Source organism: Tenericutes bacterium MZ-XQ, assembly GCA_002838205.1.
GTDB lineage: Bacteria > Bacillota_I > Bacilli_A > Acholeplasmatales > Acholeplasmataceae > Mariniplasma.
This window is the reverse complement of the sequence record CP017950.1, coordinates 191593-207354: the sequence shown is the minus strand read 5'-3', so window position 1 is coordinate 207354 and position 15762 is coordinate 191593. Positions and strand designations below refer to the sequence as shown.

The window sequence follows — 15762 nt, the reverse complement described above, 5'->3', positions numbered from 1 at the left end:
TTATTAAAACTTGAAAGATCTAATCTTTCAAAACTGAATATGATGAGTGTATATTGGAAATTTTTATATACGTTTATGTATATGCCTTTCTCCTTAGAAAGGAGGTGATCCATCCCCACGTTCCCGTAGGGATACCTTGTTACGACTTAACCCCAATCATCAACCCTACCTTAAACGGCTCCCTCTCCGAAGAGTTAGGCCACCGGCTTTGGGTATTGTCGACTTTCGTGGTTTGACGGGCGGTGTGTACAAACCCCGAGAACGTATTCACCGCGACATTCTGATTCGCGATTACTAGCGATTCCGACTTCATGAAGTCGAGTTGCAGACTTCAATCCGAACTGAGACTGCTTTTTTGGGTTTCGCTTCACATCACTGCTTCGCTGCCCTTTGTTTCAGCCATTGTATCACGTTTGTAGCCCAGGTCATAAGGGGCATGATGATTTGACGTCATCCCCACCTTCCTCCAGTTTATCACTGGCAGTCTCGCTAGAGTCCCCAACTTAATGATGGTAACTAGCAATAAGGGTTGCGCTCGTTGCGGGACTTAACCCAACATCTCACGACACGAGCTGACGACAACCATGCACCACCTGTCTCCATGATAACCTCCACTTAATCTCTTAAGCTTTGCATGGGATGTCAAGACCTGGTAAGGTTTTTCGCGTATCATCGAATTAAACAACATGATCCACCGCTTGTGCGGGGTCCCGTCAATTCCTTTGAGTTTCATACTTGCGTACGTACTACTCAGGCGGAGTACTTATTGCGTTAACTACAGCACTGAATTTCTCCAACACTTAGTACTCATCGTTTACGGCGTGGACTACCAGGGTATCTAATCCTGTTTGCTCCCCACGCTTTCGTGCCTCAGCGTCAGTTGTGACCCAGTAAGCCGCCTTCGCCACTGGTGTTCCTCCATATATTTACGCATTTTACCGCTACACATGGAATTCCACTTACCTCTATCACACTCAAGTCATCCAGTTTCCTTAGCATCACAAGGTTGAGCCTTGCACTTACACCAAAGACTTAAATGACCGCCTACGCACCCTTTACGCCCAATAATTCCGGATAACGCTTGCCCCCTATGTATTACCGCGGCTGCTGGCACATAGTTAGCCGGGGCTTATTCATCAAGTACCGTCACTCTCGTTTTTCCACGAGTCATTCTTCCTTGATAAAAGAACTTTACATACCGAAGTACTTCGTCATTCACGCGGCGTTGCTCGGTCAGAGTTTCCTCCATTGCCGAAAATTCCCTACTGCTGCCTCCCGTAGGAGTTTGGGCCGTTTCTCAGTCCCAATGTGGCCGTTCAACCTCTCAGTCCGGCTACGCATCATCGTCTTGGTGAGCTCTCACCTCACCAACTAACTAATGCGCCGCAGGCCCCTCCTTAAGCATACCTATTGCTAGGTCTTTTAAAATATTTAAGATGCCTCAAATATTCCTATCCAGTCTTAGCCATCGTTTCCAATGGTTATCCTCGTCTTAAGGGCAGGTTACCTACGTGTTACTCACCCGTTCGCCACTCACTAGTAAACTAGTGCGTTCGACTTGCATGTATTAGGCACGCCGCCAGCGTTCATCCTGAGCCAGGATCAAACTCTCCATAAATTATAGTTTGTTTGTTAATAGCTCTTATTTTTGTTACTCTTGATACACTCATCATCATTCAGTTTTCAAAGACCTTTTGCCTTACAGCACTCTTCACGTGCTTATACATTCTATCATTATAAAAGAACCTTGTCAATATCTAAGTTGTATTTTTTTCTTCGAGTCTTTCTAAGGTGATTATCATATGCTTATACAAGGTATAAATAGAATGGTGGAGGGGGGCAGATTCGAACTGCCGAACCGTTAGGAACAGATTTACAGTCTGCCGCGTTTAGCCACTTCGCTACCCCTCCATTTTTGGGCTTGCTTTAATATTCTAACTTATCATTTTGAAAAAATCAACACTTTTAATATATTTTTTTAATTTTTATGAAATAATATCATTTTAATTAGAATATAGCCCGTTTTTCTACTATTTAGTCTAAATTTTAAGTAACTTTTACGTTTGACTTTTTATCATTTTGATTTTTCTATCTAAATCTCTTTTGAATATCATGATTTCTCGATTGCATTTTACACACTGAATTTTGATTTCAGCACCAGTTCTTATAACTAACCAGTCATAGGACCCACAAACATGCTGTTTCTTTAAAGTTAATATATCATTTACTTTGTAATTCATTTCTTTAGCAACCTACTTATAATTTCAGCCAAATCATCCTCATGATGATATATTGTTATTTTCTTTTCATCTATTTTAACTTTATGATTTAGGTAAGAAGATAAATATTTTTCTTCTTTTATATATTTTGTCTTAGGCTTTCTTTTTATCTTATTTGTTTTGTCTTCAGTTTTTGTTAATTCTTCTACTTGTCTAACACTTAATTGTTTTCTAACAATCATGTTCGCTAACTTGTTAATCTGATCTCTATTTTCAAGTTTACTCAATGCTCTTGCATGGCCCATACTAATTTGGTTGGTCAATAATAGATTTTGGGTATCTTCTGGTAAATTTAACAAGCCTAGCATATTAGTCACATGGGATCTACTTTTGCCTATTTTTTGGGCAAGCTCAGTTTGAGTTAAACTTAGATGATTCATTACAACTTTATATGCTTCTGCTTCTTCAATCGGTGTAAGATTTTCTCTTTGAAGATTTTCAGCTAATGCAATTTCAGCTACTTTAGATTCTTCATATTGTCTAACAATAGATGGGATAGTTTTCAAACCAACTTGTTGAGCTGCTCGATATCTTCTTTCACCTGAGACAATAATGTATCCTTTAGCAATTTTCTTTATAATAATGGGTTGAAAAATACCGTGTTCTCTAATTGATTGTGCTAATTCATCAATCTTATCTTGATCAAATATCCTTCTAGGTTGGAAAGGATTAGCTTTTATCTCCGATAATGAAATCTCATCAATTACTTCACCTTCTAACACATCATCTACATGGTGCTCTTGTAATAAGTCTGCTAAAGTTCTTGGTTTCTTATCTTGATTCATTATTCTTTACAACCTCCTTGGCTAAAGATTTATATAATCTAGATGCAGGTGATTTAGGTGCAAAAGTTGTTACTGGCAATCCATAGGTTGGAGCAACTTGTGCTGCTACATTACTTGTAATGATAGTATCGAATACACCCTCTTTAAAGTAATCCTTGATTTCATGCACAATCTCCCATCCTGCTTTTGTTCTTTTATCTAACATTGTTAATAATACACCTTCAATTTCAAGTCTTTTGTTATTAACTTTTAATTGCTTCTGCACGACTCTTATTGTGTTTAATAATTGAGTCAAGCCATCTATTGCTAAATACTGACATTGAACAGGAATTAAAACCGAGTTTGATGCATAAAGTGCATTTAATGTTAACAACCCTAAAGAAGGCGGACAATCTATAATAATATAGTCATAAACTTGTGAAAGATTATGGATTTTTTTGTTTAATATGTATTCTCTATCATCGATTTCCAATTTTATCTCTAAATGTGCCAGTTCAATAGTAGCGGGTATAACATCAACATTTAAATCATCTAAATGAATTATACTATCTTCAACATTGACTTGATCTAGTAAAACATCCATGATAGTCGAATATAATAAACTTCTATTAATGCCTAAGCTAGTTGTTGTGCTTGCTTGTGGGTCTAGATCGATTAGTAGAACTTTTTTATTCAATTCTCCAAGTGCAGCTGACAAATTAACACTAGTCGTTGTTTTGCCAACACCACCTTTTTGATTGGACACTGCAATAATTTTTCCCATAAAATCTCCTTTTACAAGCTTTTCTTTTTAATGGCAGAAAAAGACCTTGGATAAGTATTGGGGGTTTTTTTATACTTTTCGATAACTATATGTACCCTATCTCCATAATGATGCGGTATTTCAAAAGCAACCACTTTTTCCAATTTCCCACCCAATAGACTTAGTGCATTTAAAGAATCGTTTAATTCTTCTTCATAATTTTTCGACTTATAAGCAACAAAATAACTATCAGTCTTACTCATTGGCAGCCCTAATTCTAAAATGAGTGGTAATTTGCCTAAAGCTCTTGCTGTCACTAAATCAAATTGATTATGATGGTTTTTAGCATAATTCTCTATACGATCATAAACCAAAAAAACATTATCTAAACTTAATTTTTCAATGAGTTGCTTTAAAAATGTAATTCTTTTACCTAACGAATCTATAATAGTAATGTGCAAATGGGGATAGATGATTTTCAGCGGAATACTTGGAAACCCTGCTCCCGCACCCATATCACATAAAGTTTTTATTTTGTTAAAGTCTACACTTTTAACAATCGTTAAAGAATCATAAAAATGTTTAAAATAAACTTCATTCTCCTCGGTTATTCTCGTAAGGTTTGTTATTTTATTGTATTCAAGTAGAAATTTATAATATACATCAAACTGATCAAGTTGTAATTGTGATAACTCAACTTGTAAGTTGTTCTTAACATCATCTTTGAACATCTGTTTTATGGCTCTCCGATTCTAAATATATAAGGATAAGTGAAATATCTGCTGGGTTTACACCTGAAATTCTTGAAGCTTGGCCTAAAGTTTTAGGTCTTATTTTCTCGAGTTTTTCTCTGCTTTCTGAAGATATATTTTTGATATTTTGATATTTAATATCATCAGGAATTTTTTTGTGTTCTAATCTTTGCATTTTCTCTGCTTCTTTAATCGCTTTTTGTATGTATCCTTCATATTTTATTTTTATTTCAAGTTGTTCATAAATTTCTTCTTCAAATTCATGATCTAAAAAATATTTAATATCCTCTTTATTTATTTCTGGTCTTTTCAATAAATCAGTTAGCATGATAGCTTCATATAATTTCGCTGAATTTTTTTGATTTAAATAACTGTTATTATCTCTTGTTGGCATAACTTTATATGTCGATGCTTTATCATATAACTCTATCAATTTCTTTTCTTTATCAAGAAATTTTTTATATGTGATTTCATCTACTAGACCAATTTGATATCCATAGTTTCTTAATCTAAAATCAGCATTGTCATGTCTTAATAAAAGGCGATGTTCTGCTCTAGATGTAAGTAATCGATATGGATCTAGTACACCTTTAGTAACCAAGTCATCTATTAATACACCAATGTATGCTTCATGTCGTTGTAAGATAAGAGGTTCTTTTTGGTCCAATTTAAGTGCGGCGTTTATCCCAGCCATTAAACCTTGGCCTGCTGCTTCTTCGTAGCCACTAGTCCCATTAATTTGACCAGCACAAAATAAGTTCGAAACCTTTTTGGTTTCTAGTGTTGGATAAAGTTGAATGGGATTAATAGCATCATACTCTATAGCATAAGCATATCTCACAATTTCTGCATTTTCAAGTCCAGGAATTGTTCTAATCATTTCTTCCTGAACATATTTGGGTAAACTTGTGGAAAAACCCTGGATATACATTTCATCAATTTCTAGACTCTCAGGTTCAATAAAAATTTGATGTCTATCTTTATCGTTAAATCTAACAACCTTATCTTCAATTGATGGACAATATCTTGGACCTACACCTTCAACAACTCCACTATACATTGCGGATTCATCTAAATGCTGGTTTATAATTTCATGTGTTTCTTTTGAAGTATGTGTTAAATAACAAAACTCTTGTGGATTATCTTCATAATATTTATTATCAAAACTAAAAGTATATGACTTTCCATCGCCAGGTTGGACTGTAGTTTTTAAGTAATTGATACTATCTCTTTTAACCCTTGGTGGTGTACCTGTTTTAAGTCTGATCACTTCAAACCCTAAATCTTTTAGTTGTTTACTAATACCAAAAGTTGTTGGTTCATTTTGTGGTCCTGATAATGTTTTGTCTTTACCAATAAGTATATTACTATTTAGGTATGTACCAGTAGTAATAATGACCATTTTTGACTCAATTATTGTCCCGTCTTCCAGAATAACTCCTGAAGCTTTGTTATTTTCAATGAACAGCTTATCCACTAATGCTTCTTTAAGTTCCAAATGTTCTGTTTCTTTCAAAACTTTTAAAATGATTTTTGGATATTTTAATTTATCGATTTGTGCTCTTAAGGCTCTCACTGCAGGGCCTTTTGATGCATTCAACATTTTCATTTGAATTTGCCCTTGATCTGCGCTCTTCGCCATTTGTCCGCCCAAAGCGTCTATCTCTCTAACGACGATGCCCTTAGCTGGTCCACCAATTGATGGATTACATGGCAAAGAAGCAACCTTACTCAGGTTGCCTGTTACTAACATAGTCTTTTTTTTCATTCTAGCAGTAGCAAGCGCAGCTTCTATACCTGCATGTCCACCACCAACGACGATAACATCATATATCATGTAATCACTTCTTCTTTGCTATAATTTTAAGAACGCCTCAACAATTTTATCGACTGTAAAATTAAAATGGTTTAAAACTTCTTCCATAGGACCGCTGGCCCCAAAAGTATCTATACCATATACATCTTTAGTGTATTTATACCACGACATAGTGCTTCCCATTTCAATTGCAAGTGTCTTTTTGCGTTTTGGCAATACTTCTTTTTGATATTTCTTTGTTTGTTTTTCGAACATATAATGTGATGGCATACTCACTACCCTAACATCAACATCTTTGTTTTTTAAAATTTCTTTAGCACGCATAGCTAATTCAACCTCAGATCCTGATGCCAGTAATATACCATCCAATTGATTAGTCTCTTTTGAAACAATATATGCTCCTTTAGATACACCTAGAACACTTGTTTCTTGATAATTCTTTACATTTTGTCTAGTTAATATGATTACTGTAGGCGTGTGTTTAGATTCCATTGCAATTTTCCATGCTGCAATAGTTTCATGAGCATCTGCAGGTCTAATAACATTTAAGTTGGGAACACTTCTAAGTCCAGTTAATTGCTCGATAGGCTGATGCGTTGGTCCATCTTCACCAACAGCTATTGAATCATGTGAGAAAACAAAAATTGATGGAATATTCATAATCGCAGCAAGTCTAATTGCAGGTTTCATATAATCGCTAAATACAAAGAATGCACCTCCAAAAACTTTCAATCCACCATGAAGAGTCATCCCATTAACGATTGCACCCATCGCGTGTTCTCTAACACCAAAATTTATATTTCTTCCTAATCTATGATCTTTAGCATAATGCCCATCTGCACCTTTTGCTTTTGTTGAAGACGTTAAGTCAGCAGATCCGCCAATAATGTTTAAATATTTTTCTGATAATCTTTGAATAATTTTACCGCTCACACCTCTAGTAGCTTCATCGTTTGCTTTAGCAAGGTCTTCAAAATCATTTTCATTGATAAAAATATCATCATTTAAAAATTGATTCAACAATTTTGCATCATCAGCATATTCTACTTGATAAGCCTCTAGTAGTTTTTTCCAATTTTTATGTGCTCTTTGACCTCTTAACATTACCTTTCTTCTAAATAACTGATATACATCTTCTGGTACTTCAAATGGTTTATATGGCCAATTTAAGACCTCGCGTAGTTTTTCAGCCTCGTCTTTACCAATTGGTGAACCGTGAACTTTAGATGTACCTTGTAACGATGTACCATATCCAATTGTTGTTTTGACTTCTATGATTGATGGTTTATTTCCTTCTTTTTTAGCTTTATTGATTGCTTTATTAATTGATAGTAGATCATTTCCATCTTCAACTAGAATATGTTGCCATCCCATAGCTTCGAATTTTTTCTTTGTATTCTCACTGTATGCTAAGGATACTTCACCATCTAACTGAATATCATTCGAATCAAATAGCACAATAAGCTTTCCTAATCCTAAATGCCCTGCTAAACTCACTGATTCTAGAGCTACACCTTCTTGTAAATCACCATCACCACAAATAACATATGTGTAATGATCAATCAAGTTATAATTAGGTTTGTTAAATCTAGCTGCTAAGTGTGTTTCAGCAATCGCCATACCTACTGCATTTGATATACCTTGACCTAATGGTCCTGATGTTGTTTCAACACCCTCTGTGTGTCCGTATTCTGGATGTCCAGGAGTATTTCCAATTTGTCTAAAATTTTTTATATCATCCATCGAGATTTTATACCCAGATAAATGATTGATAGCATATAACAACATGGATCCGTGTCCAGCACTTAAAATGAATCGGTCTCTGTTAATCCAATTAGGTTTCTTAACATCAATATTCATATGTGTGGTAAAAAGCTTATACGCCATAGGGGCAGCTCCTAAAACAATTCCCGGATGCCCAGAATTTGCCTTATTGATTGCATCTACACCTAAAAAACGGATAGTGTTAATTGCTTTTTGATCCATTATTTGTCACTCTCCTCTTTTTCTTCTTCAACAGGTTTTGCTTCAACTTCTTGATCTGCCACTTCGCTTGTTTCTTCTACCTCTTCAAAACTAAAATATTTTTGATAATGCTCTTCTTGAGCTTTTACTAACTCATCGAAATTTGCCTGTCCTATATGTTTTCTAATTAAGTCTTGTGTCTTTTGGTTTTCAGCTCTAACTTTACTATTAACTACTTTGCTTTGCACCATATTGCTAATAAAAACAATAATGATTAAGCCTAATAAAATCTGTAATGTGTATGCTTCAAAAAATACAAATGTCAATATTGCACCAATTGCATACAATAATAAAGTTGGAATTATAAATAGCATATTAATTTTTTTGCTTATTATAGATACATTATCTAAAAAACTCAACCATATAACATTGACATCATATTCATAAAATGGTTTTAATGCCTCATAGTAGGTACTTTCAATAAGTACTTTATAATCTTTTCCATCTGATGTCCATACTGCAAATCTACCTCGTGATGCAAATTGAGTTAGAAATGGCGTGTCATCCATATAATGAAATTCAACAGTTTTTCCATTGATTTCATGTTTTTCAAACGGTTCGTTAGTCAGTTGTTTATACACTTTTGAATTTAATTTCATATTTCATTCCTCCATTGGTTTTATTATAACATTACATATTATTTTTATTCATAATTATGTTAAATCATCTAAAAATCCCCATCAAGCATCATCACCCACATAGTAAACATGCTTATGGCTGCTTCGATCAAGACCTGACCAGGTTCACAAGTTACTATTGAATGATGATGCTTGATAGGGACTTCATTTATTATCTTTCTCTTAATTTTTGAAAAAATGACTTTAATATTTTTTCGCTTTCTTTATGCATGATAAGTCCTTCGGTTTCAACTTTATGATTGAAAGGTAAATCAAATAAATGACATATGCTTGTTGCTACTCCAGACTTTTTGTCAGCAACTCCATAATATACTTTTTTTATTCTTGATTGAATCATTGCTCCTGCACACATTGGACACGGTTCCATTGTAACATAAATTTCGCAATCTTCCAATCTCCAAGACTTCATTTTTTTTTGAGCTTTCATCATCGCTAAAAACTCCGCATGCCCGTGAAATATTTGCTTGTTTTCACGCATGTTATGAGCTCTTGCTATAATTTTATCTTGATAAACAACAACTGCACCAACTGGCACTTCTTCTTTATCTGCAGCTTTTTGTGCTTCCTTTAAAGCCGCTTTCATAAATTTATACTTTTTTTGGTTTTCCTGGGACTTCATGGTAATGTCTAGATCTTGGCTCATAAGATTCATTTGCTCCTACTAAAATGGTCGGATCAGAATAATTAGCTGGTTTACCATCGATGATGCGTTGAGTTCTTGTTGCAGGCAACCCACTTTTAACACAAATCGCAGTTAATTTTGTTACAAACTCTGCTCTTGCCAACAAGGCAGGCATAGGGCCAAAAGGCTCTCCTCTAAAATCGCGGTCTAGTCCACCGACTATAACCCTAATACCACGATCAGCTAAGTCTTCTGCGATCTCTACAATATCATGATCAAAAAATTGCACTTCATCAATAACTACCGCATCTGTATCCTCTTTAATATAGGAAAGAACTTCTTTACTTTGATCGATGATTATTGACGGTTTTTTGCTCATGTTGTGTGATACAATTTCTTCTTTTTCATATCTTGTATCAATCTTAGGTTTAAAAACTAAAACATTTTGCTTTGCATATTCTAATCTTTTAATACGTCTTATGAGTTCCTCAGTTTTTCCCGCAAACATTGGACCGCATACAACTTCAATAAACCCATTTTTATATGTATGATACATGTTTTTATCCCCTTTTTTATATCGTTTTAATAAAAAACGTGATTTAACATCACGTTATTCATTGTCTTGTTTTTTACTATTGATACCATAGCGTTTATTGAATTTTTCAACACGACCCGCTGCTTGCACGAATGTTTGTTGTCCTGTGTAGAATGGGTGGCAATTTGAGCATGTGTCAATTCTAAAGTCTTTTGCTGTTGTCCCTACTTCATGTTCGAATCCGCAAGTTGAGCATTTAACTTTAATAACGTTATAGTTTGGATGAATACCTTGTTTCATAATTAATCTCCTTCCGCCATGGCTTATGCCATAGTAAGTTTTTGCTAATTCATTATATCATTACTATTTTATTTTATCAAGTCATATTTTTCATTTTTTTAATTCTCAAATTTATTGTGCCAAGTGTCCCATACAGATATAAATCTTTTACCGATAAGACCTGTGATAACACCAGCAGGAATACTGAGTAATAACATCAGCGGCATCCAATAAATAATGGCTGTACTACCAATGACAAAAATCCCAGCACCTATTTGTCCAAACACATGGAAAATAGATCCAACAACACTTACTCCTAGGATACCAAAAAAATTCGTTTTTTTGAGTACTCCCATAGCAATAATAGATGCAGCAGCTCCACTCAAACTCATATAAAAAGTAGGTCCTAGTAATCTTCCACTTAAGAGTCCTACCAAGACAACCCTTAATAATGTCAGTGCAGTGCTATCTTTAAAGGTGTATACATAAAGAATGATCAGTGTAATCACGTTTGCAAATCCTAGTTTAGCACCTGGTACCGGTGTTAATGCTAATGCTGATTCTATTAAGTTTAAAACGATTGCGATTGCCAAAAAATTTGCTAGCAATATCATCTTTCTTGTTTGTTTCATATCTATACTGTGAAATCAGCATCATCATTTGTTTCAAACTCGACTCTAACTCTGTTTGGTAAGCAGATTAAAGGTTTACCTGTAGATATGCCTTCTCTACTACAAATATGATTCGGACTTTCTTCCTCTATAATTTGAACGGTTTTTAGACCAAAGTCATATTCTATAACAACTATTTGTCTAATTCCGTTGATTTCGTAATCTCCGAGCAATGTAACAGTTCTTTGACCTTCATCAATGATTGGAAAAGTGCCATATGAATCCGGCACTTGTTGATCATTGTATTTTACAACTTCATTTTTTACAAAATCTATTGTCACAATTGGATCATCAGAAGTACCATAATAAATATGTGCATAATTTGCCTCTCCTGAAGTCTGGAAAACTTGAAAATACAGGAAAAGGCCGCCTACAATAAGTAGAAGGATAGCAATTAATAAAATATCTCTTTTATTAGTACTATTTCTTGTTCCTGTCATTTGAATCAGTGCTCCTCAAATTCAGTATCATATAAGAAGGTATCAACTGTTAAATCTTGATTAAATCTTATCACTTCAATATTCAATGATTCTTGATAATCTGCCAACCAGTTTTCCATAACCTCTGGCGACATTGAGAACAATGCAGTAGATAAAGCGTCTAGTAGCCCTGCATCTTCACCCAATATAGTTACAGTATGATAATATTGTACAGGCATTTTTTCAAAAGGTGAAACAATATGATGGTATCTATAACCTTGATATAAAACATATTGTTCGTAATTACCACTTGTTGTCACACTCATATTTTTAACTTTAACAGTTCCATAAGTATCTTTATCCAATATTTCTGTTTGATATGGATTTGCTAGTGCAACATAGAAAACAAAATCTTCATCAGCTCTATTTTGATTTTCACCTAAAATAATGGAACTAGTTCCTGATGATATTGAAAAGTTTCTAATCTGTAATGATTCTATATATTCATATACTTTTTGTGTTGCATAGCCTTTTGAAATTGCTCCTAAATCAACTTTGATATCATCACCGGATAAAGTAACAAAATATTTCCCTTGTTCTTCTTCTAACACGATTGCATTTTCACTAAAATCTAAAGCGTTTATATTTTCAATGGCTTGATCATATAAAGATTTAGAAATCTCTTTTTTATATGCATCATCTTTGTCTATGGTAATCGTCTGATCACCAACACTAAGTGTAACACTTAATACAATTGATTCATCTTCTTCATCAGTTTCAATTGATTCAATTACACCTGTTTGATTTACTAAAATTTTATTATCTTCTTTTTTGTCGCCATCATAGTAATGATAAACATAAATATTGTCGCCTATTTTAAAGCCATCAACCTGATTATCCATAACATCTTTCCATACGTCAACAGCTTTACCAATAGTTATATCAAAATAGCCATTAGTCATATCTTTAATTTCTTCTGCATAAACCAATAAGTCATATAATGCTTGATCTATTTCTAGGCGTTGACCAATATTTTGGTTCATTGAAAACACATTTTCTAGATATTCTGAATCATCATCTAGAGGTTCATATGAAGTTGATAAATCATGATACATGCTAAAAATAGCATCGATATCATCATGATATTGATTCGCATCAGATTCACTTGAAGCCATCATTTGAACTCTTATATATGTATCCATATAATCATAAAAATTAAATGTATACATTTTTTTAGATTGACATCCTGATAGCATGAAAATGCTAATTAATATTAGCCCCACACTTATTATTTTTTTCATGTAAATCACCCGTTTCTTTGTCCTTTAATATTATAACACATCAGTTAAAGAAAAGGACATATAATATGTCCTAAATCTTTACCCCAATAGTAGATCCATCTGAATTTGGATGATCTTTAATATACTCTAAAATAGGATTGAAGTGCTTATCAGCTTTTCCCGGTTTACATCTTGCCAAATTTTTAACTTCGCCATTAACAATGCCTTCCGCAAATGCATGACATCCTGGCGTACCACATGCACCACAATTGTAATTAGGTAACAATTTTTCTATCTCATTAATTCTAGGGTCTTCCACCACTGTTAAATATTTATTTGCAAGTGATAATGTTACACCCATAAGCGCACCAAGTACGCCTAAAACCATGAATGGATATAATGCTTCTATCATAGTTTGACCTCCTTCATGAATTCAAGTGCATCACTAAATCCACAACTTCCACCGTCTCTTGAAGCACACGATTCGCAAGATTGCGCCTCTAAATATGCTTCTCTACACTCTTCAGGTATTTCAACTTTATTGTTTAACCACATTGTGCCAACGTAGATACCAATAATTCCAATTAAAATACCCATTAAAATTAATAATTGAGTAATAGGCATTAGATAATACCTGAAAGGCCCATAAAAGCTAACGCCATAAGCCCTGCAGTAACCAATGCGATTGGCATACCTTTTAGTGCTTTAGGCACATTTGCACTATCTAATCTTAAACGGATTGCAGTAAATGTGATAATAATAAATGCAAATCCTAACCCAGATCCTAATGCATACATAAGTGCTTCAGGATAAGTTGTATTTTGAATATCAGACACGTTATTTAAAGCTACACCTAATACAGCACAGTTAGTTGCAATCAAAGGTAGGTAAACACCTAGAGCTTTATATAAACTCTTACTTACACGTTTGATGACAAGCTCTGTTAATTGCACAAGTGATGCAATTACTAAAATAAATGCAATCGTATCAATATAAGTGATATTAAGCTCAACTAAAACATATTTGTAAATTGGATATGTGATCAACGCTGCTAAAAATATAACTACAATAACCGCTAATCCCATACCTACAACAGACTTCATCTTTGTAGAAACCCCAAAGAAAGAACATAAACCTAAGAATTGCATGAGTACAATGTTATTGATTAACATTGATGATATTAATATTGCTAATAATTCCATTATTTCTTAGCTCCCTTCTTTGATTGTCTAAATGCTGTAATGATTGCAAGTAAGAATCCAATCACTAAGAATGCTCCTGGAGGTTGAACCAATACTGAATAAGCATATGATTCTAATCCTAAACCACTAAACAATGTATATTCAAACCCTAAAGGTAATACTTGTCCAAGTTGAATAGTTCCTGTTCCAAATAGCTCTCTTACAAAACCGATCAGCGATAAAGAGATTGCAAATCCTAAAGCAACACCTAATCCATCTAGCATCGATGGGATCACTTTATTTTTAGATGCAAATGCTTCTGCTCTACCAAAAACAACACAGTTAACTGTAATCAATGCAATAAACACACCAAGTTCAGCTGCAAGTGCAGGAGCAAACGCGTCAACAACCATCTTTAATACTGTAACTTCTGTCGCAATAATAATAACATAAGATGGAATTCTAACTGTATTAGGAACAAATTTTCTTATAGATGACACAGTTGTATTGGTTAAGGTTAAGATAATCATAACCAAAATACCCATACCAAATGCACCTTCAAATGTTGAAGTGACCGCTAGTGCAGGACACATCCCTAACACCATAACAAAGATACCATTTTCTTTCCAAATACCTTTTGTAAAAATATCTGTTAATGATGCTTCTTTTTCTTTAGCCTTCTTCGGAGGTATCTTCTTTACTGGAACTTTTTTTGCTTCTGTCACTTTAATTCACCTCGCTTACGAATGCTTCTAAGAGTTCGTCAATTAACGCTCTTGTATTTGAAGCACCACTTGTTACATCAGTTGAATTTCCAGCATCAACTTCTGCTTGAATTTCACTAATTAATAAACCAATATAATTTTCTAAGTATTCTTCATTTTTAGACTTGAATGATCCACCTGAATGATTATATGTTTCCTCTGGTAGAACAAATCCTAAAATTGTATCATCAGAACCAAACACAATCTCAATGACAATGCTAGCATCGTCACCACCTTGATATTCACCACTACCAGTTAGACTATAAACATAACCAATTTGATTTGTTCCATCAGTAACAATTCTCTTATCTGTTACATGTTCAGTAACAACAAATGTTGCATCATCTTCAAATTGATAATTCTCAATCCCAAATAATTCTTCATAAGGATTAACTTCTTCTAACTCTGGATATTCAAGAATTAAAGCTTTCATAACGATTTCTTTAATTTGATCAGTTGAAACATTTGCAGGATTTTCTGTAGCCCCTGCAACGATATCTGCATCAAAACTTGGGATACCTTGTATCGATAAAATATCTACACCATTATAATAATCTTGAATATATTTTTGAATACCAACAATTGCCCATTGTGACTGATAAACACCTATGTACTCAACATAAACTTTATCATCTTCACTAAAACCTATAAGTAATTCAATGAGTCCATAATCAAGACCAGATCCAGATAATGTAAAACTATTCTTGATGACTGCATGATAGACAGTACCAACTTTTTCATCGTTTTTGTCAACAGCGTTCCATTTCATATCAACCATCGAAAAATTTGATGAGTTCTCTGACATTTGTGGTAATGTAGCTAACTTAGTACCATCAACAAGTTCAACTTTTTGGTTAAACAATTGGTCCTCAACATCGATCATTACATTACTTTGATATATCAAAATAAATACAAGACCAATCAGTGCCATAATTGAGAAATTAATAAGTAATAATAAATTTTCTCTTTTCATA

Annotated in this window: 18 protein-coding genes, 1 tRNA gene, 1 rRNA gene and 1 other RNA gene; all 21 read right to left on the bottom strand. The window is 33.9% G+C overall.

Translation table 11 applies throughout. The features are described from left to right. Positions 1-90 precede the first annotated feature (90 nt). Positions 91-1618 (bottom strand): 16S ribosomal RNA (locus BK011_00975). Between the two features lie 209 nt (positions 1619-1827). Further along, positions 1828-1911, bottom strand: a tRNA-Tyr gene (locus BK011_00970). Between the two features lie 146 nt (positions 1912-2057). Then, on the bottom strand, positions 2058-2240 hold the full coding sequence (locus tag BK011_00965; GenBank protein AUD64326.1) for a hypothetical protein: 183 nt from the start codon (positions 2238-2240) through the stop codon (positions 2058-2060). Further along, on the bottom strand, positions 2237-3064 hold the full coding sequence (locus BK011_00960) for a hypothetical protein (protein ID AUD64325.1): 828 nt from the start codon (positions 3062-3064) through the stop codon (positions 2237-2239). The genes BK011_00965 and BK011_00960 overlap by 4 nt, the downstream gene beginning before the upstream one ends. Beyond that, entirely contained in the window at positions 3051-3827 is a 777-nt protein-coding gene (locus BK011_00955; protein AUD64324.1) for a sporulation initiation inhibitor Soj, read from the bottom strand. Before BK011_00955 ends, BK011_00960 begins: the two co-directional genes overlap by 14 nt. A gap of 11 nt (positions 3828-3838) precedes the next feature. Continuing rightward, positions 3839-4537 (bottom strand): 16S rRNA (guanine(527)-N(7))-methyltransferase RsmG, encoded by a 699-nt coding sequence (locus BK011_00950; protein AUD64323.1) that lies wholly within the window; start codon positions 4535-4537, stop codon positions 3839-3841. Then, a complete protein-coding gene (locus BK011_00945) occupies positions 4524-6395 on the bottom strand; it encodes a tRNA uridine-5-carboxymethylaminomethyl(34) synthesis enzyme MnmG (GenBank protein ID AUD64322.1) in 1872 nt (623 codons plus the stop codon). Before BK011_00945 ends, BK011_00950 begins: the two co-directional genes overlap by 14 nt. Positions 6396-6413: 18 nt before the next feature. After that, complete coding sequence (locus BK011_00940) at positions 6414-8360, bottom strand: transketolase (protein ID AUD64321.1); 1947 nt, start codon at positions 8358-8360, stop codon at positions 6414-6416. Continuing rightward, positions 8360-8998 (bottom strand): hypothetical protein, encoded by a 639-nt coding sequence (locus BK011_00935; GenBank protein AUD64320.1) that lies wholly within the window; start codon positions 8996-8998, stop codon positions 8360-8362. The genes BK011_00940 and BK011_00935 overlap by 1 nt, the downstream gene beginning before the upstream one ends. A gap of 79 nt (positions 8999-9077) precedes the next feature. Further along, an RNA gene (gene ffs, locus BK011_00930) (signal recognition particle sRNA small type) lies at positions 9078-9172 on the bottom strand. Between the two features lie 16 nt (positions 9173-9188). Continuing rightward, a complete protein-coding gene (locus tag BK011_00925; GenBank protein AUD64319.1) occupies positions 9189-9680 on the bottom strand; it encodes a tRNA-specific adenosine deaminase in 492 nt (163 codons plus the stop codon). Further along, positions 9625-10215, bottom strand: coding sequence for a thymidine kinase (locus tag BK011_00920; GenBank protein AUD64318.1), 591 nt, complete (start codon positions 10213-10215; stop codon positions 9625-9627). Before BK011_00920 ends, BK011_00925 begins: the two co-directional genes overlap by 56 nt. A 54-nt stretch (positions 10216-10269) precedes the next feature. Beyond that, positions 10270-10494, bottom strand: coding sequence for a 50S ribosomal protein L31 (locus BK011_00915; GenBank protein ID AUD64317.1), 225 nt, complete (start codon positions 10492-10494; stop codon positions 10270-10272). A gap of 98 nt (positions 10495-10592) precedes the next feature. Next, positions 10593-11105 carry a hypothetical protein gene (locus BK011_00910; protein ID AUD64316.1) on the bottom strand — a complete coding sequence of 171 codons (513 nt, stop codon included), beginning with the start codon at positions 11103-11105 and terminating at the stop codon, positions 10593-10595. 2 nt (positions 11106-11107) lie between these two features. Next, the gene (locus BK011_00905) at positions 11108-11584 is read right to left on the bottom strand and encodes a hypothetical protein (protein ID AUD64315.1); all 477 of its coding nucleotides are present in this window, start codon (positions 11582-11584) and stop codon (positions 11108-11110) included. A 5-nt stretch (positions 11585-11589) separates the two neighbouring features. Next, on the bottom strand, positions 11590-12864 hold the full coding sequence (locus BK011_00900) for a hypothetical protein (GenBank protein AUD64314.1): 1275 nt from the start codon (positions 12862-12864) through the stop codon (positions 11590-11592). 70 nt (positions 12865-12934) lie between these two features. Then, positions 12935-13255, bottom strand: a complete 321-nt coding sequence (locus BK011_00895; protein AUD64313.1) for a hypothetical protein — start codon at positions 13253-13255, stop codon at positions 12935-12937. Next, a complete protein-coding gene (locus BK011_00890) occupies positions 13252-13467 on the bottom strand; it encodes a hypothetical protein (protein ID AUD64312.1) in 216 nt (71 codons plus the stop codon). Before BK011_00890 ends, BK011_00895 begins: the two co-directional genes overlap by 4 nt. Next, complete coding sequence (locus BK011_00885) at positions 13467-14045, bottom strand: electron transport complex subunit RsxA (protein AUD64311.1); 579 nt, start codon at positions 14043-14045, stop codon at positions 13467-13469. Before BK011_00885 ends, BK011_00890 begins: the two co-directional genes overlap by 1 nt. After that, positions 14045-14629 carry a hypothetical protein gene (locus tag BK011_00880; protein AUD66107.1) on the bottom strand — a complete coding sequence of 195 codons (585 nt, stop codon included), beginning with the start codon at positions 14627-14629 and terminating at the stop codon, positions 14045-14047. Before BK011_00880 ends, BK011_00885 begins: the two co-directional genes overlap by 1 nt. 121 nt (positions 14630-14750) lie before the next feature. Further along, positions 14751-15761, bottom strand: coding sequence for a hypothetical protein (locus BK011_00875; protein AUD64310.1), 1011 nt, complete (start codon positions 15759-15761; stop codon positions 14751-14753). Position 15762: the final 1 nt, after the last annotated feature.